Source organism: Enterobacter cloacae complex sp. IR53030 (assembly GCF_049238365.1).
GTDB lineage: Bacteria > Pseudomonadota > Gammaproteobacteria > Enterobacterales > Enterobacteriaceae > Enterobacter > Enterobacter kobei.
In genome coordinates this window covers 45743-69752 of record NZ_JBMKHA010000005.1, presented here as the reverse complement: position 1 = coordinate 69752, position 24010 = coordinate 45743, and the positions used below count along the sequence as shown (strand labels likewise).

The 24010-nt window shown below is 58.1% G+C and carries 22 protein-coding genes; 12 read left to right on the top strand and 10 right to left on the bottom strand.

Annotated elements, in window-relative coordinates; translation table 11 throughout:
* Positions 1–46: 46 nt before the first annotated feature.
* The gene (locus ACOTXR_RS06995) at positions 47–346 is read right to left on the bottom strand and encodes a helix-turn-helix domain-containing protein (RefSeq protein ID WP_014882863.1); all 300 of its coding nucleotides are present in this window, start codon (positions 344–346) and stop codon (positions 47–49) included.
* Complete coding sequence (locus tag ACOTXR_RS06990) at positions 334–696, bottom strand: type II toxin-antitoxin system RelE/ParE family toxin (RefSeq protein WP_222834795.1); 363 nt, start codon at positions 694–696, stop codon at positions 334–336. Before ACOTXR_RS06990 ends, ACOTXR_RS06995 begins: the two co-directional genes overlap by 13 nt.
* A 205-nt stretch (positions 697–901) precedes the next feature.
* On the opposite strand from ACOTXR_RS06990, the gene ACOTXR_RS06985 reads away from it, so the two are divergent.
* The 4 genes from ACOTXR_RS06985 (at position 902) to ACOTXR_RS06970 (ending at position 5411) form a co-directional block, all read left to right on the top strand.
* The gene (locus ACOTXR_RS06985) at positions 902–2137 is read left to right on the top strand and encodes an MFS transporter (protein WP_023332295.1); all 1236 of its coding nucleotides are present in this window, start codon (positions 902–904) and stop codon (positions 2135–2137) included.
* A gap of 15 nt (positions 2138–2152) precedes the next feature.
* Positions 2153–3178 carry a sugar phosphate isomerase/epimerase family protein gene (locus ACOTXR_RS06980; RefSeq protein WP_032637265.1) on the top strand — a complete coding sequence of 342 codons (1026 nt, stop codon included), beginning with the start codon at positions 2153–2155 and terminating at the stop codon, positions 3176–3178.
* Positions 3171–4313, top strand: coding sequence for a Gfo/Idh/MocA family protein (locus ACOTXR_RS06975; protein ID WP_058690611.1), 1143 nt, complete (start codon positions 3171–3173; stop codon positions 4311–4313). The genes ACOTXR_RS06980 and ACOTXR_RS06975 overlap by 8 nt, the downstream gene beginning before the upstream one ends.
* Positions 4314–4388: 75 nt before the next feature.
* The gene (locus ACOTXR_RS06970; RefSeq protein ID WP_058690610.1) at positions 4389–5411 is read left to right on the top strand and encodes a LacI family DNA-binding transcriptional regulator; all 1023 of its coding nucleotides are present in this window, start codon (positions 4389–4391) and stop codon (positions 5409–5411) included.
* Here the strand turns inward: ACOTXR_RS06970 and ACOTXR_RS06965 are convergent.
* The gene (locus ACOTXR_RS06965; RefSeq protein ID WP_023336853.1) at positions 5361–6605 is read right to left on the bottom strand and encodes a mechanosensitive ion channel family protein; all 1245 of its coding nucleotides are present in this window, start codon (positions 6603–6605) and stop codon (positions 5361–5363) included. The genes ACOTXR_RS06970 and ACOTXR_RS06965 overlap by 51 nt on opposite strands.
* Positions 6606–6671: 66 nt before the next feature.
* A complete protein-coding gene (locus tag ACOTXR_RS06960) occupies positions 6672–8108 on the bottom strand; it encodes an MFS transporter (protein WP_023336854.1) in 1437 nt (478 codons plus the stop codon).
* A 107-nt stretch (positions 8109–8215) separates the two neighbouring features.
* Between ACOTXR_RS06960 and ACOTXR_RS06955 the strand changes: the two genes are divergently transcribed.
* Complete coding sequence (locus tag ACOTXR_RS06955) at positions 8216–9085, top strand: helix-turn-helix transcriptional regulator (protein WP_063434030.1); 870 nt, start codon at positions 8216–8218, stop codon at positions 9083–9085.
* A 153-nt stretch (positions 9086–9238) separates the two neighbouring features.
* Complete coding sequence (locus ACOTXR_RS06950) at positions 9239–9841, top strand: hypothetical protein (RefSeq protein WP_058690608.1); 603 nt, start codon at positions 9239–9241, stop codon at positions 9839–9841.
* Positions 9842–9868: 27 nt separating this feature from the next.
* Here the strand turns inward: ACOTXR_RS06950 and nfsB are convergent, their stop codons facing one another.
* The 3 genes from nfsB to ACOTXR_RS06935 form a co-directional block, all read right to left on the bottom strand.
* Complete coding sequence (gene nfsB / locus ACOTXR_RS06945) at positions 9869–10522, bottom strand: oxygen-insensitive NAD(P)H nitroreductase (protein ID WP_014882873.1); 654 nt, start codon at positions 10520–10522, stop codon at positions 9869–9871.
* 120 nt (positions 10523–10642) lie between these two features.
* On the bottom strand, positions 10643–11011 hold the full coding sequence (locus tag ACOTXR_RS06940) for an MmcQ/YjbR family DNA-binding protein (RefSeq protein WP_058690607.1): 369 nt from the start codon (positions 11009–11011) through the stop codon (positions 10643–10645).
* Entirely contained in the window at positions 11001–11591 is a 591-nt protein-coding gene (locus ACOTXR_RS06935) for a TetR/AcrR family transcriptional regulator (protein ID WP_014882875.1), read from the bottom strand. Before ACOTXR_RS06935 ends, ACOTXR_RS06940 begins: the two co-directional genes overlap by 11 nt.
* Positions 11592–11781: 190 nt before the next feature.
* Between ACOTXR_RS06935 and ACOTXR_RS06930 the strand changes: the two genes are divergently transcribed.
* Positions 11782–12885 (top strand): RomA family MBL fold metallo-hydrolase, encoded by a 1104-nt coding sequence (locus tag ACOTXR_RS06930; RefSeq protein ID WP_023332301.1) that lies wholly within the window; start codon positions 11782–11784, stop codon positions 12883–12885.
* 32 nt (positions 12886–12917) lie between these two features.
* Positions 12918–13259 (top strand): RamA family antibiotic efflux transcriptional regulator, encoded by a 342-nt coding sequence (locus ACOTXR_RS06925; protein ID WP_014882877.1) that lies wholly within the window; start codon positions 12918–12920, stop codon positions 13257–13259.
* 57 nt (positions 13260–13316) lie between these two features.
* On the opposite strand, the gene ACOTXR_RS06920 is transcribed toward ACOTXR_RS06925, so the two are convergent.
* Positions 13317–13565, bottom strand: coding sequence for a DUF1158 domain-containing protein (locus tag ACOTXR_RS06920; RefSeq protein ID WP_023332302.1), 249 nt, complete (start codon positions 13563–13565; stop codon positions 13317–13319).
* A gap of 488 nt (positions 13566–14053) precedes the next feature.
* On the opposite strand from ACOTXR_RS06920, the gene ACOTXR_RS06915 reads away from it, so the two are divergent.
* The 3 genes from ACOTXR_RS06915 to ACOTXR_RS06905 all read left to right on the top strand — a co-directional run bounded on the left by ACOTXR_RS06915 (position 14054) and on the right by ACOTXR_RS06905 (position 21075).
* Positions 14054–16762, top strand: a complete 2709-nt coding sequence (locus ACOTXR_RS06915; RefSeq protein WP_023336856.1) for a cation-transporting P-type ATPase — start codon at positions 14054–14056, stop codon at positions 16760–16762.
* A 107-nt stretch (positions 16763–16869) separates the two neighbouring features.
* Positions 16870–17931 (top strand): efflux RND transporter periplasmic adaptor subunit, encoded by a 1062-nt coding sequence (locus tag ACOTXR_RS06910; protein ID WP_058690606.1) that lies wholly within the window; start codon positions 16870–16872, stop codon positions 17929–17931.
* A 9-nt stretch (positions 17932–17940) separates the two neighbouring features.
* Positions 17941–21075, top strand: coding sequence for an efflux RND transporter permease subunit (locus ACOTXR_RS06905; RefSeq protein ID WP_058690605.1), 3135 nt, complete (start codon positions 17941–17943; stop codon positions 21073–21075).
* On the opposite strand, the gene ACOTXR_RS06900 is transcribed toward ACOTXR_RS06905, so the two are convergent.
* Entirely contained in the window at positions 21026–22147 is a 1122-nt protein-coding gene (locus ACOTXR_RS06900) for a YbdK family carboxylate-amine ligase (protein ID WP_014882882.1), read from the bottom strand. The genes ACOTXR_RS06905 and ACOTXR_RS06900 overlap by 50 nt on opposite strands.
* Positions 22148–22252: 105 nt before the next feature.
* Here ACOTXR_RS06900 and ACOTXR_RS06895 point away from each other — a divergent pair, with 105 nt between their 5' ends.
* The gene (locus ACOTXR_RS06895; protein ID WP_047626822.1) at positions 22253–23143 is read left to right on the top strand and encodes an oxidoreductase; all 891 of its coding nucleotides are present in this window, start codon (positions 22253–22255) and stop codon (positions 23141–23143) included.
* Here the strand turns inward: ACOTXR_RS06895 and ACOTXR_RS06890 are convergent.
* Positions 23140–23934 carry an AraC family transcriptional regulator gene (locus ACOTXR_RS06890; protein ID WP_058690604.1) on the bottom strand — a complete coding sequence of 265 codons (795 nt, stop codon included), beginning with the start codon at positions 23932–23934 and terminating at the stop codon, positions 23140–23142. The two genes, ACOTXR_RS06895 and ACOTXR_RS06890, sit on opposite strands and share 4 nt — an antisense overlap.
* Positions 23935–24010 lie beyond the last annotated feature (76 nt).

Sequence of the window (24010 nt, the reverse complement as noted above, 5' to 3'; positions counted from 1 at the left end):
TAGGCCGGGTCAGGCGAAGCCGCCACCCGGCTTTGAATGTGCAATATCAAATCTGAAACGCTATTCGTTTCCCATTCGGTAACGTCACATCAATGCTCATTTCACCGCCGAGCGCACTGACATAGCGTTTGAGTGTTGAAAGCCGGGGATCGTTTCCCGGCTGTTCGATTTTTGCCACAGTTGGTTGTTTTACCCCCATTGCCGCGGCCAGTTCTGTCTGCGAAATATTGAGCTCTTCCCGCAGTTGGTTCAGGGCAACAATTCTGCGTATTACATCAACTTTAGCCGCAATACGCTCCTGACTTTCCGCACTCTGTTGTGCCATGAGTTCTTTTAGCGTTGCCATATGGCCTCCTTATCCGCCAGATGTCTGCTGTACTCAACGTCAGCCAGCGTAATCATTTCGTTATAAAACCGTTTTTGATTGCAACCGGTTTTGTCTCCAGCACAGAGCACAATTGCCTTACGGTCAGGATCAAAAGCAAAAAAAGCTCTGATGGGATTTCCCGCATGTTGAATCCGTAATTCCTTCATGTTCGCATAGGCTGAAGCATTCACGGTATCTACGTATGGCCGCCCAAGCGTTGGGCCAAACTCAGCAAGAATATGCATCATCGCTAGCACATCTTCTTTTAATGCTGTTGTTTGTTCGAAGTACCATTGATCAAATCTGTCCGTTGTCTCGACATTCCACATCGTTTCTCCTTTAGCTTCCTCGCTATATTATTTTATAGCCTTTAGGCTATAGTGACAATCAGAACGCCTCGTTTTGTCATACATCGACCTTTATCGTGACCCCCCTCCCAATTCTGTTTCGATCCATAGGATCTTTATTTTGTAATCGATTACTTTTTATTTGCTGTCATTTGTAATCGATTACTTTTTCCGGGTGAGGCTTATCATGGTGTCAACTGAAAGTAGTGAAAAGGCGATAACACAGCACCGGCTGCTGGTGCCGCGTCTGTCGTTAATGATGTTTCTGCAGTTTTTCATCTGGGGTAGCTGGTCAGTCACGCTTGGCCTGGTGATGACCCGGCACAACATGTCTCTGTTAATTGGCGATGCGTTCTCCGCCGGGCCCATCGCCTCCATTCTCTCGCCGTTTGTGCTCGGCATGCTGGTGGATCGTTTCTTTGCCTCGCAGAAGGTGATGGCGGTGATGCACCTGGCGGGCGCGGCAATCCTCTGGTTCGTGCCGGGGGCGCTGATTGCCGAAAACGGCGCGCTGCTGATTGGCCTGCTGTTTGGTTACACGCTCTGCTATATGCCAACGCTGGCGCTGACCAACAACATCGCATTTCACAGCCTGGCGAACGTGGATAAAACTTTCCCGGTGGTGCGCGTGTTCGGCACCATCGGCTGGATCGTGGCGGGAATTTTCATCGGCGTGACCGGCGTGGCGTCCAGCGTCACCATCTTCCAGGTGGCGGCAGCCAGCTCCCTGCTGCTCGCACTCTACAGCCTGACGCTGCCGCACACGCCAGCGCCAGCGAAAGGGCTACCGGTGCAGGTGCGCGATCTCTTTTGTGCCGATGCCTTTGCGCTACTCAAAACCCGCCATTTCTTTGTCTTCTCCGTCTGCGCGATGCTGATCTCCGTCCCGCTTGGCACCTATTACGCCTATACCGCCTCGTATCTGGCGGATGCGGGTATTGCAGACGTCAGCACCGCCATGTCCTTCGGGCAGATGTCAGAGATCTTCTTCATGCTGGTCATTCCGCTGCTGTTCCGCCGTCTGGGGGTGAAAGTCATGCTGCTGATCGGCATGCTGGCGTGGTTCGTGCGTTATGCCATGTTCGCGCTGGGCGTCAGCGAGGAAGGACGCATCCTGTTGTACCTGGGGATCCTGCTGCACGGCGTCTGCTACGATTTCTTCTTCGTCGTCGGCTTTATCTACACCGACCGCGTGGCGGGTGAAAAGGTGAAAGGACAGGCGCAAAGCATGATTGTCATGTTCACCTACGGCATCGGCATGCTGCTGGGCTCTCAGATTTCCGGCGCGCTTTATAACCGTCTGGTGGCCGGGCAGACCGTGCCGCAGGCATGGGTGACATTCTGGTGGATCCCGGCGGTGGCTGCCGCGGCGATCGCGCTGATTTTCCTTCTCACGTTCAGGTATGACGATGACAAGGCGTAATGTTCAGGAGGGGCTATGAGGACGATGAAAGGACCGGGCATTTTTCTGTCGCAATTTATTGGCGAGAAAGCGCCGTTCAACACGCTCGACGGACTGGCAGGCTGGGCGGCGGCGAAGGGTTACAAAGCGGTGCAGATCCCCTGCAATCATCCGCACATTTTTGATGTCGAAAAAGCGGCAGAGAGCCAGGCCTACTGCGATGACATTACCGGCAAGCTGGGCGCGCACGGGCTGGTCATCAGCGAGCTGTCGACCCATCTGGAGGGGCAGCTTGTGGCGGTAAACGAGGTCTACAGCGACGCGTTTGACCACTTCGCCCCCGCCGCCGTGCGCGGTAATGATACGGCTCGTCGGGCATGGGCAACGGAAAAGCTAAAGCAGGCGGCAGTCGCCTCAGCCAGACTCGGCCTGAAAGCGCACGCCACCTTCTCCGGCTCGCTGGCGTGGCCGTTTTTCTATCCATGGCCGCCGCATAACGAGCAGCGTTTTCAGGCGGCATTCGAGGAGCTGGCAAACCGCTGGCGACCGATTCTGGATACCTTTGACGAACAGGGCGTGGACGTCTGTTTTGAGTTGCATCCGGGCGAAGACTTGCACGACGGCGTGAGCTTTGAGCGTTTTCTGGCGCTTCTGGATAATCACCCGCGCTGCAATATCCTTTACGACCCGAGCCACATGCTGTTACAGCAGATGGATTACCTGACCTTCATCGACATTTACCACGCGCGCATCAAAGCCTTCCACGTCAAAGATGCCGAGTTCCGTCCTAATGGGCGCAGCGGCGTGTACGGTGGTTACCAGCCGTGGATCAACCGCGCCGGGCGCTTCCGTTCGCTCGGCGACGGACAGATCGACTTCAAAGGCATTTTCAGCAAGCTGACCCAGTACGATTATGACGGCTGGGCGGTGCTTGAGTGGGAGTGCTGCCTGAAAGACGGTGATACCGGCGCAAGTGAGGGAAGCGAGTTTATCCGCCGCCACATCATCCCCGTATCCGGGCGTGCGTTTGATGACTTCGCGGCAGGGGGCAGCCATGATTAATGTCGGGATTGTCGGCAGCGGGTTTATCGGCCCGGCGCATATCGAGGCGCTGCGGCGTCTCGGGTTTGTGCAGGTGGTGGCGCTCTGCGACGGCACGCTTGCCAACGCGCAGGAAAAAGCACGCCAGCTTAACGTGCCCCACGCCTGCGCCAGCGTGGCGGAACTGCTCGCACTTCCTGACCTGCACGTGGTGCACAACTGCACGCCCAATCATCTGCACGCGGAGATTAACCGTCAGATCCTGCGCGCGGGAAAACATGTCTTTTCTGAAAAACCGCTCTGCATGACCTCGGACGAGGCGCGTGACCTGGTGGCGCGGGCGGAGCAGGCTGGCGTGGTGCACGGCGTGAGCTTTGTCTATCGCCAGTTTGCGATGGTGCGCCAGGCGGCGAGCATGATGCGCGCGGGCAGCCTCGGGCGGCTATTCGCCTCACACGGCAGTTATTTACAGGACTGGATGCTGCTGGAAACCGACTACAACTGGCGGGTGGATGCCGCGCTTGGCGGGGCTTCGCGCGCGGTGGCGGATATCGGCTCCCACTGGTGCGATACGGTGCAATTTGTGACCGGCAGGCGCATTACCGAGGTCATGGCCGATCTCTCCATCGTCTGGCCGACGCGTAAGGCCAGCATGGGCGGTCATCAGACTTTCTCCCACGATGAGGCGGCGACGTATACCAACACACCGGTCAGTACCGAAGACTTTGGCTCAGTGCTGTTCCGCTTTGACGATGGCAGCAAAGGTTGCTTTAGCGTCTCGCAGGTGAGCGCCGGGCGTAAAAATCGCCTGACGTTTGAGATTAACGGCAGCGAGCAGTCAGTGGCGTGGGATCAGGAGGTGCCGCAACAGCTGTGGATCGGCCATCGCGCGCTGGCAAATCAGACGCTCACCGATGATCCAGGCCTGATGAACCCTGACGTGGCCAGCAGCGCACACTTCCCCGGCGGGCACATCGAAGGCTGGCCTGACGCCTTTAAAAATATGATGATGCAGTTCTACCGCGCCGTGCAGGCGGGAGCGATGCCGGAGGCGCCGCAGTTTGCGACCTTCCACGATGGCGCAAACGTGATGTATATCATTGATGCCATAGTGAAAAGTCATCAGCAGCAGCGTTGGGTACGCGTGGCGCAATGACGTGTTGCCCGGTTCGCCGGGCAACAAATTTATGGTAGCCTGCACAAAACGCTAACCGCAGGATGTGTCGTCGCTATGTCAATTCAGAAAATCGCTCAGCTGGCCGGGGTCTCCGTGGCGACGGTCTCCCGCGTGCTTAATAACAGCGACACCGTGAAGGCAAAAAACCGCGAGCGCGTCCTGCAGGCCATCAAAGAGAGCAACTACCAGCCTAATTTACTGGCCCGTCAGTTACGTACTGCCCGGAGCTATATGATCCTGGTGATGGTCTCAAACATTGCCAACCCGTTCTGCGCCGAAGTGGTGAAGGGCATTGAAGAAGAGGCGGAGAAAAACGGCTATCGGATCCTGCTGTGTAACTCCGGGTCGGACATCGAACGTTCCCGTTCGGGCTTAAGCCTGCTGTCGGGCAAAATCGTCGACGGCATTATCACCATGGACGCTTTCTCAAAGCTGCCGGAACTGGCCGCGCTGATTGGCTCCGCACCGTGGGTGCAGTGTGCCGAATATGCCGATGCCGGCGCGGTTTCCTGCGTGGGGATTAACGACGTTGATGCGTCGCAGCATGCCGTCAGCCAGCTTGCCGACGGTGGACGCAAACGCATCGCGATGATCAACCACGACCTGAGCTATAAATATGCCCGTCTGCGCGAGCGCGGCTATAAGAGCGTGATCCACCTGAAAGATCTGGAGTATCAGGCGGTTGAATACGCCAGCGATCTCAGCTTCCGCGCGGGGATGGTGGCGATGCAAAATCTGTTGCAGGATAATCCACCGGATGCGGTGTTTGCCGTCTCCGATACGCTGGCGGCGGGCGCACTGCGCGCCATTCAGCAGGCCGGGCTGCGGGTGCCGGAGGATATTGCTGTTGTGGGATTTGACGGCACCGAGCTGGCGGACATGATTTCGCTGACCACCATCGAACAGCCGTCGCGGGATATCGGGCGCAAGGCGGTCGACCTGCTCTTAAATAAAATCGACAACCCCGAGGCGCCCACGGAAAGAGTGATGATGGACTGGCGCTTTATTTCCCGCGCCAGTACCGGATTATTGCGCTATAACCCCTGCCAGGGAGCGAATATCGTTCCCGGTAGGTGACTGATGAATACGCAAACCAAACTCCTCCACCACCGCAAAAATATGATCGAAGATGTCAGCCTGAATCTCCTCATATTCTGCCCAGATCACCGTGTTGGTGAAAGCGTATATTTCAATCGGCAGGCCGTTGGCATCCGGTGCCAGCTGACGCACCATTAACGTCATATCTTTGCGAATGCGCGGGTGGTTACGCAGATATTCATTCAGGTAGGCGCGGAAGGTACCAATATTGGTCATTTTGCGCAGGTCTAATACCGATTCACCTTCGCCATTTTTCCGATTCCACAGGCTAATTTCCTCATGTCGTGCGGCCAGATACGGCTTGAGCAGTTTCGCCTGAATCAGCTTCTGCTGCTCCTGCTCGTCCAGGAAGTGAATGCTGGTGGTATCGATATTCAGGCTGCGCTTAATGCGTCGGCCGCCGGAGGCCGACATGCCGCTCCAGTTGATAAAGGCGTCAGAGACCAGCGCCCACGTTGGGATCGTGGTGATGGTGTTATCGAAGTTGCGCACTTTAACGGTGGTCAGGCCGATGTCCGTAACCGTGCCGTTGGCACCGTATTTCGGCATCTCCAGCCAGTCGCCAAGCTTGAGCATGTCGTTGGCGGAAAGCTGGATCCCGGCGACCAGTCCCAGTATCGGGTCTTTAAAGACCAGCATCAGAACGGCGGCCATAGCACCCAGGCCGCTAATCAAAATGGCCGGTGACTGACCGATCAGCAGAGAGATAATTAAGATCCCCACCAGAATCGCGCTCACCAGCTTGATGCCCTGGAAGATCCCTTTCAGCGGCAGCTGTGAGGCGGTCGCCATTTTCTGCGACAGATTGAATATGACGTCCAGCAGCGAGAAGAAGGAGAGCAGGGCATACACCATCACCCACAGCTTCGCGCAGGTGGTGAGCATTTCTGCCGCTTCGCTCCCTTTTTGCAGCCAGAGAACGGCCTGAACGTTGACGATTATCCCCTGAAGGGTAAATGCCAGACGGTGAAATAATTTATTCTGGGTAATGATCTGCAACCATAAATGGCTGCTGGCCCGGGCGCGTTTCTCGAATGCGCGCAGCACGACTTTGTGCAGAATAAAATGAACGATGATGGCAGTAAGAAAAATAATACCAAAGATAATCACTAAAGAGGTGGTGTGATTAATTTCAATGCCTAACTCTTCAACCTGAGCAATTAATTCCTGCATAACGTCTCCTGTATTGATGCAGCCCCATAATGGCGGCTGCGGATCTATTATGCAAATACCTCAGGCTTATTTGCTTGCCTGGCAGACCTTCACGACGGGTAAACACAGCCGATGACGGATGCGCAGCGTTGCCAGCGCCAGGATGACCATCAGGCCGGTTTCCACCGTCAGGAAAAGGTTAATCGCCTGGGCGTAATCCCCGTGATGATGTTGCAGCCCGTGCAGCAAAATCGCCCCGAAAATGGCCGGGCCAAGCCCCAGCGCGGCCTGCTGCAGGGTGCTTAAGATGGCGCTGGCGGCCCCTGCGTCATCAGGCTGAATATCGCGCATCCCGATGCGGTAGAAGCTGTTCACAATCAGCGCCTGACCGTAGCCTACCAGCCCGGTGGCTGGCGCCAGCGTCAGCGCCGTATTTTGCACTCCCCAGTAGCGGAACGTGGCGATCAGCGCCAGCAGGCCGATTATCTGGATTGCCAGGCCGGTGAGCAGAATCGTGCTGGTGCTGTAGCGCGCAATCAGCCGCGGCGCGAACCACGCGGAGATAAAATAGGTCACCCCGAGGGCGATAAAACTGTTCCCGGACTGCCACGGCGCCATTCCCAGACCCGTTTGCATGGTCAGCGCCATACAGAACATAAACCCGGACCAGACGCTGAAAAAGAGCAGCGCAATCACGATGCCAAAGCGAACGCTGCGGAGCTGAAGCAGACGCGGTGGGATCAGCGGATGGGCATTTCCACGCTCTTTTTTGCGCGCATTCTGTGCCATCAGCCAGGCCAGCGGAATAATGGCGAGAAGCATAACCTTTAGCGACCACGGCCAGTGCCACTGTGGGCCGAGCGCCATCGGGAACAGCAGACAGCAGAGCATGATGGCCAGCAAGACGGTCCCTGCCCAGTCGATGCGCGACGGCGTTTCACGGCGGGTTTCCGGCACGTAGCGACGGCTCAGCGCCAGCACCACCAGGCAGATAGGGACGTTAATAAAGAAGGCGTTACGCCAGCCCAGTCCGGCGATATCCGCCGATACCAGCCAGCCGCCGCCCATCTGGCCGACGATAAACGCAATCCCCCCAATGCCGCCGAACAGGCTAATCGCCTTCGCGTGGGCGGTGCCTTTTAACGTGACGTGCAGCGTGGCAAGAATTTGCGGCATGATCAGGGCGGCACCCGCCCCCTGAACAATACGCGCGGCCAGCAGTTGTTCAATGTTCCCCGCCATTCCGCACAGCAGCGAGGCCAGGCCAAAGATTGCCACACCCCACATAAACAGGCGACGGCGGCCAAGATTATCTCCCAGCTTGCTGCCGAGCGCGAGGCAGACGGCAAACGCCACGCCATAAAGCGCGACAATCAGCTCCAGCTCGGTGGCGGTAGCGTGCAGTGAATGGGTAATGGCGTCCAGCGCCACGTTAGTGATTGAGGTATCAATCATGGGTAGCATCTGGCCGGTTAACAGCAATATCAGGCCTGCGCGACCCGGTGAAACAACTGACGTATTCATGGTAACTCCATTGCGTCATTCATCAGATGGTCGTAGCATCAACCATCTGATAAACGGGTACCAGTTCTTGCTTATACTGGTACTGGCACTACCATGCAGGGGGATTTATGGCGTTGATGTCTGAACCCGTCGCCTCACTTCAGGATGACACGCGAAAACAGCTTGGCGCATTTTTACGCGCCCGGCGTGAAAGCCTCGATCCGCAGCGTCTCGGTTTGCCGCGCAGCGGACGCCGCCGCACGCCGGGTCTGCGCCGCGAAGAGGTGGCGATGCTCGCCGACGTGGGTGTGACCTGGTATACCTGGCTTGAGCAGGGCAGGGACGTCAATCCGTCCAGCGCGGTGATGGCAGCCATAGCGAAAGCCCTGCAGTGTACTCCGACCGAAGCCCGGCATCTTTTCGTGCTCGCCGGTTTGCCGCCGGGCGAAGCACCGCAGGCGGTCTGCTGCGAGGGGATCAGCGAAGGCACGCGTCGCCTGCTGGATACGCTGATGCCAAAACCTGCCAGCATCCAGAAACCCAATTTCGATATCGTGGCGTGGAACGACAGTTTTGGGCATCTGATGGGCGTTGATTTCAATGCAATCCCGCCGGAGGACCGCAACTGTATTTACCTGTTTCTCACCCATCCCGCGTGGCGCGCGCGGCTCGGCAGACGCGACGATGTACTGCCGATTTTTGTCTCCTATTTCCGCGCGGCGATGGCCGAGCACCGGGGCGACCCGCTGTGGGAAGCCAAACTGGCGCGCTTCTTTGCGGTGTCTGAGGAGTTCAAAACGCTGTGGCACCAGCGCAACGACGTGCGCGGCGTGGAGAACCAGCTCAAGCTGTTTACCCATCCCGAGCTGGGGGATTTTACGCTGCAGCAGATGTACTGGTACTCCGCACCGCGAAACGGGTCGCGGCTGCTGGTCTATTTACCGGTGGACGAGGCGGGGGAGAGGGCGATGGCATGGCTGGCGGAACAGGCTAAATAATTTTTTTGCGAGACGTTTTCAGGGAATCAGCACGGATCCTGCCGTGTCGGTTCACATTGCGTAAGATAAGGTCTGAATGAGACCAACCTGCTGAATCTACATCATTTAGATGAGTAGTGAAGTGGACTATACTTACGCGATGAGAAACCACCGATGTCGCCACTGATGATTGATTCCGCAGAATTTAGCCAAAAACTTGGGCTTATCACTCAAAACGTTGAACATACCGAAGCGTTTCTGTTGCGGGGCACGGTGGATTTTCATCTGCCAGGTTTTTTGTTGCCTGTGGGGTATCGGCTTCTGAAGTCGCGCTATAGCGATGAATACCGTCTCGTGACTACCGACGACGGTAAGCCTTATACGGCATATGCCGTGAAGCTGATGTTTCATAAAGAAATTACCTTTCCTCACGGTGCCGCCACGCAAGTGATGGTCTGGCGTACGCCCCGCGCGGTCCATCAATCCGTTATCAGCGGGTTGCCACAACTTTTCTTTCAGTGGGTGCTCAGCGAATACGATATCGTGGTCTCAGACAGCGAGCAAACGGGAGACGGGCAGCGGTTTTGGTTGCGGATGATAGACTGGGCGTTCAGCATGAATTACCAGATAAGCGTGGCGGACGGTACGGTAGGCGCAGAGTGGGAATTAACACCAGTGAGTTCATACGCTGAACTGGAAGAACGCTGGATTGCTTTTGCCTGGGGAAACGATCGTGACGTCCATCCGCATCGCAGACTGGTCATCAGTAAAACGTAACGGGCCGCGCGCGGCGGCCCGTCGGGATTAGCACTCGGTCACAATCGTGCTCAGCGGCAGGCGAGACTTCGGCAGCGTGGCGTTGAAATCTTCCACGCTGTGATGGCCAACCGGCACCACCACTACGCTGGTGAAGCCTTTCTCTTTCAGGCCAAACTCTTCGTCGAGGATCGCGGCATCGAAACCTTCGATTGGCACTGCATCCAGACCCATGGCACCCACGCCCAGCAGGAAATTACCGACGTTCAGGTAAACCTGTTTCGCCATCCACTGGTCATCATCTTTCAGATCCACACGGTGCATATCGGCGAAGTAAGTCCGGCCCTTATGGTTCGCGGCTTTGGCTTCTGGCGTGTTAAAACGACCATCGGCTTCTTCCTGATCCACGACGCGCTCAAGCCAGGCATCATCCATCGCGGTTTTCGCGCAGAACACCACTACGTGAGAGGCGTCCAGCATTTTGCGTTCGTTGAACACATAGGTACCTGCGGCGGATTTCGCCACGCGCGCTTTACCTTCCTCGGTGCTGGCCACAATAAAGTGCCACGGCTGGGAGTTGGTGCTGGACGGGCTGTACTGCAGCAGGGTTTTGATTTTTTCTGCTTCTTCAGCGGTCAGTTTTTTAGTCGGGTCGAACGCCTTGGTGGAGTGGCGTTTCAGGGCGACAGAAATGATATCCATAACTACTCCTGGTAATGAAATTCGCCCGTACGCGGGCGCGAAAGGAGAGCAGATTACCGCGCAAAGCGGCAAAAGATAAGTGCATTTCGAGCGCTTAATCTGTTCGTCTCAGACGAACAATCAGGCGGGGCGTATCCACTTCTGGTCTTTCTTAGGCAGTTTATCAACGACCAGATTCCAGGAATCTGCAATCAGGTCGGTAACCAGTTCCGGAGTGATGTCCTCGGTGCCGTAAAGGGAAATCCAGTGTTTTTTATTCAGATGGTAACCAGGCTCAACGCCCCGGTAGATCTGCTGATTTAACAGCGACGTTTCCGGATCGGATTTCAGGCTAACGTGCGGCCGTCCGTGTGCGGTTGCCATCAGCATGAAAATTTTCCCGCCGACCTTGAAGACGTCGTACTCCGGGCCGAACGGCCAGCAGTGTTCGGTAAAAGGCATTTCCAGCGCGACGCGCTTCGCGTGTGCCTGCAAGGATTTACTGTCCATCGCTCTCCTCCTGAGCCAGTCCACGCCACATGACTTCAAAACCCAGGGCTTTAAAATCGACGGCGCGGGACGGATCGCGGGTGGCAAACTCCATCGTGCTTTCGGCCAGCGATAAAAACAGCGCATCGCCAAACGTTTTGAATTCATCCGACATAAACACCGGGCGCACCGAACGACGGCACAGTTCATGCAGTTCCGGGAACATCTCTTTCACCGCCATTTCCGTTTCGGCGCTCAGCTTTTCACTGACCCCAATCTGGCGAATAGCCGCATGCGCCACGGGGTTACGAATCCCCCAGTCCACATAGCTGTTCCAGATATTGCGGGTATGTTCTTTCGGCAGCGTGATGGTGCGATCGAGGTTCGCCAGCATGGTCTGGCAGAGATCCTGCTTCAGGTGCAGATAGAGGGCATTCAGCAGATCGTCTTTGGTAGCAAAGTAGCGGAACAGGGTGCCTTCGGCGACACCCGCCTTACGGGCAATGAGCGCCGTTGAGGCGGCAATACCTGACTGTGCAAATGCCGCCGTTGCGGCGTCCAGTAAGGCCTGTTTTTTATCTTCACTCTTCGGACGTGCCACTAAATTTTTCCCCCTTTCACTGATAAAAACCCTGATTGAAACACGTGCTTTGACACGCTGCAACGCGGAATGTCAAAGATCGAAAACGTCTTGACGACTTTCTCATCATATCTATAATGAGTGCTTACTCACTCATAATCAAGTTTACCCCACGCAAACCATCGGATGGCTCGCGTTTTCGGGTCAGGATATGAAAAAAACTCTCTTCATCTGCGTGGTGTTCGTCATGATTATTGCTTCAGCTGCGAGTTTACCGTTTGTTCTGAATGCCGGTTTTGGCCAGCCACCGCAGGGTGCGCAGCTCACGGAAGTGGAAGCGTCTCCGCACTACTACGAGGGGAAATTCCACAATACGCTCCCGACGCCTGGCTTTACCGGCCAACAAAATATGCTGGTGGCGTGGTGGCAATTCCTGACCCGTAAAACCGAAAATGCCCGCCCGGCTCAGCCGCTGCCGCTGGTGAAAACCGATCTGGCGAGCCTGCCGCTGGAGCAGGACACGCTGGTATGGCTCGGCCACTCCTCCTGGTATCTGCAGCTGGCGGGAAAACGCATCCTGATCGACCCGGTCCTTGGTAACTATGCCGCGCCGTTTTCGTTTCTCAATAAAGCCTTTGCGGGCGAGTATCCGTGGCGCGCGGCGAGCATGCCGGAGATCGACCTGCTGATTATCTCTCACGATCACTACGACCACCTGGATTACGCCACTATCAGGGCGTTATTGCCGAAGGTGAAACGCGTGGTGACGCCGCTCGGGGTAGGGTCACACCTGCGCTACTGGGGGATGAAGCCAGAGATTATCGACGAACGCGACTGGAACCAGTCGGTGCACATCAGCGATGCGCTGACGGTTCACCTGTTGCCCGCGCGTCACTTCTCCGGGCGAGGCATTAAACGTGACCAGACGCTGTGGGGCAGCTTTATGTTTGTCACCCCAGAGCAGAAGATCTACTACAGCGGAGATTCTGGCTACGGCCCGCACTTTAAGGCAATCGGCGAGCAGTTTGGTGATGTGGATTTAGCCATCATGGAAAACGGCCAGTATGACCAGGACTGGAAGTACATCCACATGCTGCCAGAGGAGACGGCTCAGGCGTCGGTCGACCTGAATGCAAAGGCGGTGGTGCCGGGGCATAACGGTCGTTTTGTGCTGGCAAAACACACCTGGAACGACCCACTGATCCAGCTGGCAAAAGCCAGCAAGGATAAAAACTATCGACTGCTCACGCCGGAACTGGGCGAGCCCGTTCGGGTGAGTGATACCACACAAACTTTTCGTCAGTGGTGGGAATAATGTTTAAGCAAGAAGCAGAAGGGGAGAGCAGTATGACCATTTCCGCTCAAGTCATTGATACGATCGTCGAATGGATCGACGACAACCTGCACCAGCCGTTACGCATTGAAGACATTGCCCGCCATGCGGGTTACTCCAAATGGCATTTGCAGCGGCTGTTTATGCAGTATAAAGGTGAAAGCCTGGGGCGCTATATTCGCGAACGCAAGCTGCTGCTGGCGGCACGGGATCTGCGTGAATCGGACGAGCGCGTTTATGAGATCTGCCTGCGCTACGGGTTTGAATCGCAGCAGACGTTCACGCGCATCTTTACCCGCACCTTCCATCAGCCGCCAGGGGCGTACCGCAAGGAAAACCACAGTCGGACGCACTGAAACTGACAACACACAGGCCGGGTAAGGCGAAGCTGCTACCCGGCTTTTTTTATGTATTCAGGACGCCAGTGAAAACCAGCGGCGCCAGACGAAACGCAGCACGAAGAATTCGATAGCGCCAAGCAGTAAAAACCACACGCAAAACAAAATGGTGTAAAGCTGGTTCAGATCGACCATGTGAAAGGTCGTCATCAGCTTTTGCGCCAGCACCAGACCCAGCGACGGCGCGGGTAACAGTAGGCAAGAGATCAGCGCCAGTAATAAAATGCCCCCGGCAGTCAGCAGCGATTCTAACGGGTGTTTCATCGTAATGTTAATCGTCAGTTAAAAATGTCATTGTCCGGCATCCTTTAACGTAAAGCAATATCAACCTGCCTGGGCTTTTTTAATGAAATAATCACCTTCTCCGGCAAATAAAGCGCGTAAGGAGAATGATTTAATCGTGGTGATTAAATTAATATTATGCCATGTAAATAAATGTCTGCATCATGAAAGTAATTTTACAAAACTATATGTGCTATATCCAATTAACGTCGCAATAACAATGGCTGCGACAATGTATAACGCCAGGCGTCGTCCGCGATAAATACCAAACATGCTTCCCCCTCGTTTAGCGTTGGTTTAGAAATATTTTGTAAAAATCAGCTTGTCGAAATAATCGTAATTAATTTTGAATAACCCAGCGGTAAATATATTGCGGTAGATCAATTTTAGCCGCAAGACTTAAAAATGAATAAATTAAAGCCCGAAAGGAATTCAGGCTTCTGTTCACCGGATATTGAAGGAAAAATACGATGACCGAAAAAAAATTATCCCCAAACATGCCGCCTTCCGGCGGGCTGGCATACCAGCAGACCGTAGAGCAGGTGCTGGCTCATACGCAGAGCCAGGTGAGCGGTCTGGACCGCGCAGAGGCGCAGGCGCGTCTGCAAAAACATGGCCCGAATGCATTGCCGGAGAAAAAAGGCAAGCCGGGCTGGCTGCGCTTTCTCGCGCATTTTAACGATGTACTGATTTACGTCCTGCTTGCCGCCGCGGTATTAACCGCGGTCATGGGGCATTGGGTTGATACGCTGGTTATTTTAGGCGTGGCGGTTATCAATGCCTTAATTGGTCATATTCAGGAAAGCAACGCGGAAAAATCCCTGAAGAGTATTCGTAACATGCTCTCCAGCGAAGCGCGCGTCATTCGTAATGGCAATCATGAAACGCTCCCCACAACTGAAATAGTCCCGGGCGATATTATTGTATTACGCGCCGGGGATCGTATTCCGGCGGATATGCGTTTAATTGAGGCGCATAATTTACGCGTGGAAGAGGCGATTCTGACCGGTGAATCCACCGTGGTGGATAAACATACTCAGCCGCTGAACGGTGAGCTGCCGCTGGGCGATCGCACCAACCTGGTCTTCTCCGGCACTACCGTGAGCGCGGGCGGTGGCGTGGGCGTGGTTATTGCCACCGGGCAGGAGACCGAGCTTGGCCATATCAATCAGATGATGGCGGGCATTGAAAAACACCGCACGCCGCTGCTGGTGCAGATGGACAAGCTGGGTAAGGCGATCTTCGCGATTATTCTGGCGATGATGGCCGCGCTGTTTGTCTTCAGCCTGGCATTCCGCGAGATCCCAATGGGCGAGCTGCTGCTCTCCCTCATCAGCCTGGCGGTCGCCTCCGTACCGGAAGGTCTGCCTGCAATTATCTCCATTATCCTTTCCCTGGGCGTGCAGGCGATGGCGCGCAAGCGGGCGATCATCCGCAAGCTGCCGACGGTTGAAACCCTGGGCGCGATGACCGTGGTCTGCTCGGATAAAACCGGCACCCTGACCATGAACGAGATGACGGTCAAAGCCATCATCACCGCCGACACCTGCTACCGCGTGGACGGCAACAGCTATGAGCCGGTGGGCAACATTTATCTGGAAGGCAGCGATGAGCCAGTGCAGATCCAGCCGGGCACCGTGCTGGAGCAGTACCTGCGCACTATTGACCTCTGTAACGACAGCCAGCTGATTCAGGACGAGCGCGGCCTGTGGGGCATCACCGGGGGGCCAACCGAGGGCGCGCTGAAGGTGCTGGCGGCGAAAGCCAACCTCGCGCCGGTAACAACGACGCTGGTTAACAAGATCCCGTTTGACTCGCAGTACAAGTACATGAGCACCCACTATCAGATTGGCTGCGAGGAGCAGATCCTGATCACCGGCGCGCCGGACGTCATTTTCGCCCTGTGCGCGCAGCAGCAAACCCGCCACGGTGCAGACGCCTTCAACCGCGCGTACTGGGAAAACGAGATGGAGCGCTATGCGCGTCAGGGACTGCGCATGGTTGCGGCGGCGTTTAAGCCAGCCAATGGCGAAACGGCGCTCACGCACGACGATCTGAGCCACGGCCTGATCTTCCTCGGCATTGCCGGAATGATGGATCCGCCGCGCCCGGAGGCGATTGATGCCATTAACGCCTGTCAGCAGGCGGGGATCCGCGTGAAGATGATCACCGGGGATCACCCGCAGACGGCGATGAGCATCGGCCAGATGCTGGGGATCACCAACAGCGAGCAGGCGGTGACTGGCTATCAGCTTGAGAAGATGAACGATGCCGAGCTGGCGGATGCGGCGGTGACCTATGACATCTTTGCCCGTACCAGCCCGGAGCATAAGCTGCGCCTGGTGAAAGCGCTGCAGGAGAAAGGTGAAATCGTCGGTATGACCGGCGACGGCGTGAACGATGCCCCGGCGCTGCGTCAGGCGGATGTCGGCATCGCAATGGGCATCAAAGGCACGGAAGTGACCAAAGAGGCGGCGGACATGGTCCTGACGGACGATAACTTCGCCACCATCGCCAGTGCGGTGAAAGAGGGGCGTCGCGTTTACGACAACCTGAAGAAGACTATTCTGTTCATCATGCCGACCAACCTGGCGCAGGGGCTATTGATTGTGATTGCGCTGCTGGCGGGGAACATCATTCCGCTGACGCCGGTGCTGATTCTGTGGATGAACATGGCGACCTCTGCCACGCTCTCCTTCGGTCTGGCCTTTGAAGCCGCCGAGCGCAATATCATGCGCCGTCCACCACGTCAGACCGGGCAGCACGTGATGGACGCCTACGCGGTGTGGCGCGTGGCCTTTGTCGGCACCATGATTGCCATTGCCGCCTTTGCGCTGGAGGCCTGGCTGGCCCCGCGCGGCCACAGCGCGGAGTTCATCCGCACCGTACTGCTGCAGATGCTGGTCTGCGCCCAGTGGGTGTACATGATTAACTGCCGCAACACTGAAGGGTTCTCCCTGAACCGTGGTCTGCTGGCGAATAAAGGCATCTGGCTGGTCACGGGCGTGCTGTTCCTGCTCCAGGCTGCCATCATCTACCTGCCGTTTATGCAGATGCTGTTTGGCACCGAAGCGCTGCCGCTCCGCTACTGGTTTGTGACGCTGGCGGTTGCAATGGGAATGTTCTTCGTCGTCGAAATCGAGAAGCGACTGACCCGCAGGTTCCGTAAGGCTGCATAACCTTTTGCCCTCACCCTAACCCTCTCCCACAGGGAGAGGGAACTCTGACCTCCCTCGCCCTGTGGGAGAGGGGCGGGGTGAGGGGGAAATCACGCTGAGGTACTTCCATGAAATTCCCACTTCTGTTCGCACTCCTTGCCTGCACCCTGCAACCCGTCTTCGCCGCCATTCCCGTGCGCGTCGCCAACGTGGAGCAGACCGCCCACGCCGCCGAGCGTCAGATCCCGGGGCGCATTGAAGCCATCCACACCGTTGAGCTGCGCGCCCGCACGGAAGGTGTTATCACTAAAATCCACTTTCGCGACGGGCAGTATGTGAAAAAAGGGGATGTGCTGTTTGAGCTGGACGATGCCGAGCCGCGTGCCGCCGTGCGTCTGGCGCAGGCCGAAGTCAACAGCGCTGAAGCCACGCTGCGCCAGGCGCAGCAGCAGCTTTCCCGCTTTGAAAGCCTGGGCAGCAGCAAGGCCATCAGCCGTCATGACGTGGACAACGCGCGTATGCAGCGCGACGTCGCCCGCGCTGCGCTGGAGCAGGCCAAAGCCCGGCTCGACGCACGCAACGTCACCCTGAACTACACCCGCATCACCTCGCCGATTGACGGTCGCGTGGGGCACAGCAACTTCCACGCAGGTAGCCTGGTCAACCCCGCAAGCGGCGTGCTGGTGGAGGTAGTACAGCTTGATCCGATCCGCATCGCTTTTGCGCTGGAAGAGCGCGCCTTTGCCACCAAAGCCGGACAGCATGCAGATATCAGCGCCATGAAACAGGCGTGGCAGGTATTCATTGACAGCAACGGACAGCGTATCCGGGGTGAACTGACCTCGGTGGATAACCGCATCGACCCGCGCACCGCCAGCGTGATGCTGCGCGCCGGGTTTGCCAACCCGCGCCATCAGCTGTTGCCCGGCGGCAACGTAAATGTGACGCTGCGCCCGGCCAGCGAGCAGCCGGTACTGACGCTCCCTGCCGCTGCGGTCCAGCAGAATGGCGATGGATTCTTTGCCTGGGTGGTGAGTGCCGACGGAAACGCCGAAAAACGCCCGCTAAAAATTGCCGGGCAGGTTGGGCAGCAGTTCCAGATTGCTTCCGGTGTTAAGCCTGGTGAGCGAGCGATCACTGACGGTGCACAGCGTGTACAGCCCGGTGCTGCCGTCCAGATACTGAATTAAGGAGCCATCATGCTGACGTTTTTCATCAAACGCCCGCGCTTTGCGATGGTGATAGCGCTGGTCATTACCCTGCTGGGGGCCATCGCGCTGAAGATTATCCCGGTGGAGCAGTATCCGCAGATCACGCCGCCGGTGGTGAATGTCTCTGCCAGCTGGCCGGGGGCCAGTTCGGCTGACGTGGCGGAGGCTATCGCCACGCCGCTGGAGACGCAGCTTAACGGCGTGGATCACATGCTGTACATGGAGTCCACGAGTTCGGATGAAGGCACCTACAGCCTTAACATCACCTTTGCCGCGGGGACCGATCCGGATTTAGCCGCCATCGACGTGCAAAACCGCGTGGCGCAGGCCGTGGCGCAACTGCCAGCGGAGGCGCAGCAAAACGGCGTGCAGGTGCGCAAACGCGCCACCAATCTGATGATGGGGGTAAGTCTTTACTCACCTGACAATACCCACACGCCGCTGTTCGTCAGTAACTACGCCAGCACCCAGGTGCGTGAGGCGCTGTCGCGCCTGCCGGGCGTCGGTCAGGTGCAGATGTTTGGCGCGCGCGACTACAGCATGCGCATCTGGCTGCGTCCGGACCGCATGAACGCCCTGAACGTTACCACGGACGACGTGGCGCAGGCGCTGCGCGAGCAGAACGTGCAGGGAGCGGCGGGCCAGGTCGGCACGCCGCCGGTGTTTAACGGCCAGCAGCAGACCCTGACCATCAACGGGCTGGGGCGCCTGAACCAGGCTGATGATTTTGCTGACATCATTATCCGCGCCGGCGAGATGGGCCAACTGGTGCGCCTGAAGGACGTCGCCACCATCGAGCTTGGCTCGCGTAGCTACAGCTCCGGCGCGCAGCTGAACGGACACGACTCCGCCTACCTCGGCATCTACCCGACACCGTCCGCCAACGCCCTGCGCGTGGCCGACGCGGTGCGCGCCGAGCTGGAGCGCCTCGCGTCGCGCTTCCCGGACGACCTGGTCTACGAGGTGAAATTCGATACCACCACCTTCGTTGCGGCCACCATCAAGGAGATCGGCGTCTCGCTGGCGCTGACGATGCTGGCGGTCGTTGTTGTTGTATCCCTGTTCCTGCAAAGCTGGCGCGCGACGCTGATTGTTGCGCTCGCCATTCCGGTGTCGCTGGTGGGCACGTTTGCGGTGCTGTACACGCTGGGCTACTCCGCCAACACGCTCAGCCTGTTCGCCATCATTCTGGCGCTGACGATGGTGGTGGATGATGCCATCGTGGTGGTGGAGAGCGTCGAAACGCTGATGGCCGAAGGGCAGAGCCGCACGGCGGCGACCACGCTGGCGCTGCGCCAGATTGCCGGGCCGGTGATAGCCACGACGCTGGTGCTGCTGGCGGTATTTGTGCCGGTGGCGCTGCTGCCGGGGATTGTCGGTGAGCTTTACCGCCAGTTCGCGGTCACGCTTTCCACGGCGGTCACGCTCTCAAGCCTGGTGGCGCTGACCCTGACGCCCGCGCTCTGTGCAATGCTGCTGCGCCCGCGTCCGGCACAGCCCGCTGCGATTTTTCGCGGATTCAACCGCGGGCTGGATGCCACGCGCAATCGCTATACCCGGATCGTAAGCGTATTCACCCTGCGCCCGTGGCTGGCGCTGCTGGCCACCGCAGGCGCGGCGGCCGTGGTGGCGTTCAGCTTTACGTCGATGCCAAAAGGCTTCCTGCCACAGGAGGACCAGGGCTACTTCTTTGCCAGCGTTCAGCTGCCGGAAGCCGCCTCGCTGGAGCGCACCGAAGCGGTAATGACCACCGCACGCGAATTAATCGCTAAAAATCCGGCGGTGGAAGACGTGATTCAGGTCTCCGGCTTTAACATTCTTAACGGCACCAGCGCTTCCAACGGCGGGTTTATCTCCATCATGCTCAAAGACTGGAGCGAGCGCCCGCCGCTGGACGAGGTGATGGCTACCCTGCAGCGTCAGCTGCTGGCCCTGCCGGAAGCGACCATCATGACCTTCGCGCCGCCGACCCTGCCGGGGCTGGGCAACGCCTCCGGCTTCGATCTGCGCATACAGGCGCAGGCGGGGCAAAGCCCGGCGGAGCTGGAGCGCGTGACGCGCGGGGTGCTGATGAAAGCCAATCAGCACCCGCAGCTAAGCCGTGTGTTCACCACCTGGAGCAGCAACGTCCCGCAGCTGACGCTGACCGTCGATCGCGAGCGTGCGGCCCGTCTCGACGTGCCGGTATCGCGCATCTTCAGTAGCCTGCAAACCGCCTTTGGCGGCACGCGCGCCGGGGATTTCAGCATCAACAACCGCGTCTACCACGTTGTCATGCAGAACGAAATGCAGTGGCGCGAGCGCGCTGAGCAAATCAGCGAGCTGTTTGTGCGCAGCAACAGCGGCGAGCGGGTGCGCCTGAGCAACCTCGTCACCATCACGCCGGGCGTTGGCGCGCCGTTCCTGCAGCAGTACAACCAGTTTCCGTCCGTGTCGGTGAGCGGCTCGGCGGCGGAAGGGGTGAGCAGCAGCACCGCGATGGCGGTGATGAGCGAAATTCTGGCAGAGAGCCTGCCTGCCGGATACGACTACGCCTGGAGCGGCATGTCGTATCAGGAGCAGCAGACCGGCAATCAGGCGATATGGATTGTGCTGGCAGCGGTGGTGATGGCGTGGCTGTTTCTCGTCGCCCAGTATGAGAGCTGGACGCTCCCGGCGAGCGTGATGCTCTCGGTGCTCTTCGCCCTCGGCGGGGCGCTGGTCTGGCTGTGGATGGCGGGCTACGCCAACGATGTCTACGTGCAAATTGGTCTGGTATTGCTGATCGCGCTGGCGGCCAAAAACGCGATTCTTATCGTGGAGTTCGCCCGCGCCCGGCGTATGGACGGAATGACGATTGTCGATGCGGCGAGGGAAGGGGCATCGCGCCGCTTCCGCGCGGTGATGATGACCGCCGTGTCGTTTATTATCGGCGTCATGCCAATGATGCTGGCGACCGGGGCGGGTGCCCAGAGCCGTCGCATCATTGGCACCACGGTGTTCAGCGGTATGCTGGTGGCGACCGTCGTGGGGATCGTGTTCATTCCCGCGCTGTTCGTGCTGTTCCAGCGTCTGCGTGAGTGGGGCCACGGCCTTACGGACTCGTCGCCCACAGCTCGCAGTGCTTCTGAACGAGAGAAATAAGCGAGCCGCCGTCGGCAATAAAGTCCCGCATGCGCTGCGCCTCGCTCTTGCCCTGCTTTAACAGCAGGGCAATTTCAGTGATTGCGCTTGTCGCGCCGAGCTTCTCGGCCGATGGCGCAACCTGTTCCAGCAGCCAGGCGATATCTTCCGCCACGGTTTTCTGTTCGCCGGTATGCACGTCCGTCAGAATCCCCTCCAGCCCGTAGCGACAGGCCTGAAAACGGTTAAATCGGTACAGCAGAAAATCCTTCTCCTGATGCTTATAGGGCCGCGTGGTCAGCAGCCAGTGGGAGGTTGCCTGGATCAGCCCGGCAATGTTTATCGCGTGGCCGAGCGTCAGCGGCGTATCCATCACCCGCACTTCCACGGTACCAAAGTGCGGGCTGGGGCGAATGTCCCAGTGCAGGTCTTTAATGCTGTCGATCATGCTGGTGGCGCTCAGGCGGCGGAACAGCCCCTCGAACGCCTGCCAGTTGTTGACCCACGGCATCTGGCCGTTATCCGGAAATCCCGAAAAAATATTCAGACGCGATGAGGCGAACTTCGTGTCCGTGCCCTGCATGTAGGGTGACGCGGCGGCGAGGGCGATAAAGTGCGGCACAAAGCGCGACAGACCGTGCAGCAGGTAAATGGCATCGTCCCCGGTTCGACAGCCGACGTGTACGTGCTGGCCGAACACCGTGGCCTGCAAAATCAGGTAGCCAAAGCGCTCCAGCGTGACGTTATAGCGCTCGTCATCGCACACCTCCTGGCGCTGCCATTTCTGGAACGGATGCGTCCCGCCGCCGCAGATCTGGATATGCTGCTCCGCCGCCGCGCGCAGAATACTCTGTTGCATCACCGAGAACTGCGCCGCTGCCTGGTCGATGGTCTGGCATACGCCGGTGGCGATTTCAAGCATGCTTTCGGTGATGTCGTGCTTCACTTCTCCGCCTTTGATGTCGTCTTTGACGGCGGCGATCAGTGCGGAGGAGTCCTGGCTCAGATCGTACCCGGGCGGATTAACCACCTGCAGTTCGAGTTCGATGCCGAGGGTGAACGGTTCAGAGGACGTGAAATCGGGTAAAGGCATGGCGCACTCCGTTGTCAGTTGTGTGTTGAGTATAGACAACGACGTGGCGCTCACTTTTCAGGGTGGTATAACTGTTAGCAGGCTTAGCGAACAGGGGAGTTAATCATGTCTGACAATCCAGTGATTGCGCTGATAGGTCCCGGTGCGATTGGGACCACCATTGCCGCGGTGCTGCATGAGGTGGGCCGCACGCCGCTGTTGTGCGGACGTACCGCACATCCGGAATTACGCCTGCGTTATGACGAGGGCGAAACGGTGGTACCCGGTCCGGTCTTAACCGATCCTGCCGTCATTACGCGTCCCGCCGATCTGGTTTTTATCGCTGTAAAAACGACGCAAAATGCCGACAGCGCCGGATGGCTGCGCACGCTGTGCGATGAAAACACCGTGGTCTGCGCCCTGCAAAACGGCGTGGAGCAGAAAGCCCAGCTTGAGCCGTGGGTCAACGGCGCAACGGTGCTGCCGTCGGTGGTCTGGTTCCCGGCACAGCGCGAGCCGGATGCCTCCGTGTGGCTGCGTGCCAAACCGCGCCTGACGCTGCCGGAGGTGCCGCAGGCGCAGCGGGTGGTGGATGCGCTTCGCGGTACGCGCTGTGAAGTGGAACTCTCGGCAGATTTCGCCACGGTCGCCTGGCGCAAGCTGCTGCAAAACGCGGTCGCCGGGCTGATGGTGCTGGCTAACCGCCGCGCCGGGATGTTCAGGCGTGAGGACATCAGCGAACTTGCGCTGGCCTATCTGCGCGAGGGGCTTACCGTTGCCCGCGCCGAGGGGGCGAAGCTTGACGATGCGGTGGCCGGGGAGATCCTGGCGAACTTTCAGCGTGCGCCTGAAGACCTGGGCACGTCGATCCTGGCCGATCGTCAGGCCAACCGTCCAATGGAGTGGGATATCCGCAACGGCGTGATCCCGCGCTATGGCCGCAAACACGGGATTGCGGTGCCCATCAGCGACGTGGTGGTGCCGCTGCTGGCGGCGGGGAGCGAAGGGCCGGGTTAACGGCCGCTGTTTTTCCGTTCGGCAAAATAATGCGCGGGTGTGCTGCCCATCGCTTTTCTGAACATGGTGATAAACGCATTCACGGATTCATACCCAAGCGTTGCCGCCACGTTCTGGACAGGCACGCCGCTGGCAAGCTCCCGCAGGGCAATAATCAAATGCAGCTGCTGGCGCCAACGTCCGAAGCTCAGCCCGGTCTTGCGTTGCATCAGGCGCGCAAACGAGCGCTCGCTGAGGGCGAGCCGTTTCGCCCAGTCTTTCAGGGTGCTTCTGTCCTCAGGGCGGCTGACCAGCGCGTCGGCCATGGCGCGAATTTTCGGGTCGGTCGAGACCGGCAGGCTGAGCTTCTGCTGCGGCATGCTGGCGAGCTCATCCAGCGTGACCCGGGTCAGTCTGGCGGCGTGGCTGTCGGGAGGATAATCCACGCCTTCGCGCGTCAGGCGGTCGACCAGCTCCGTAATCAACGGCGAGATCGCCAGGGTGCAGCACCTCTCCGGCAGCGCCGCCGCGCCGGGCTCAATAAACAAATAGTTCAGGTGCGCGTTCCACGTCGCTTTCGCGCTGTGCGGGATCCCGCCGGGGATCCAGACTGCGCAGTCTGGCGGCACGATCCAGATGTCATTCTCCGCGTAACAGCTGACCGCGCCGTAACGGGCAATAATCAGCTGGCCCTTGCGATGGGTATGCACCGGCACTTCCGCAGCGTAGTCCACAAAGTCCAGATGACGCGCCACGGCAGGAGAGGCGGTAGAGTCAGGGTCATACAGCGTATTAGCGGATTGCGGCTTCATGATTCTGGCAACATTTAGGTATTTTTTGACAGAATAGAGTATTTAAGCGGGTCTGCAAGCCGGTAATAATCCCGGC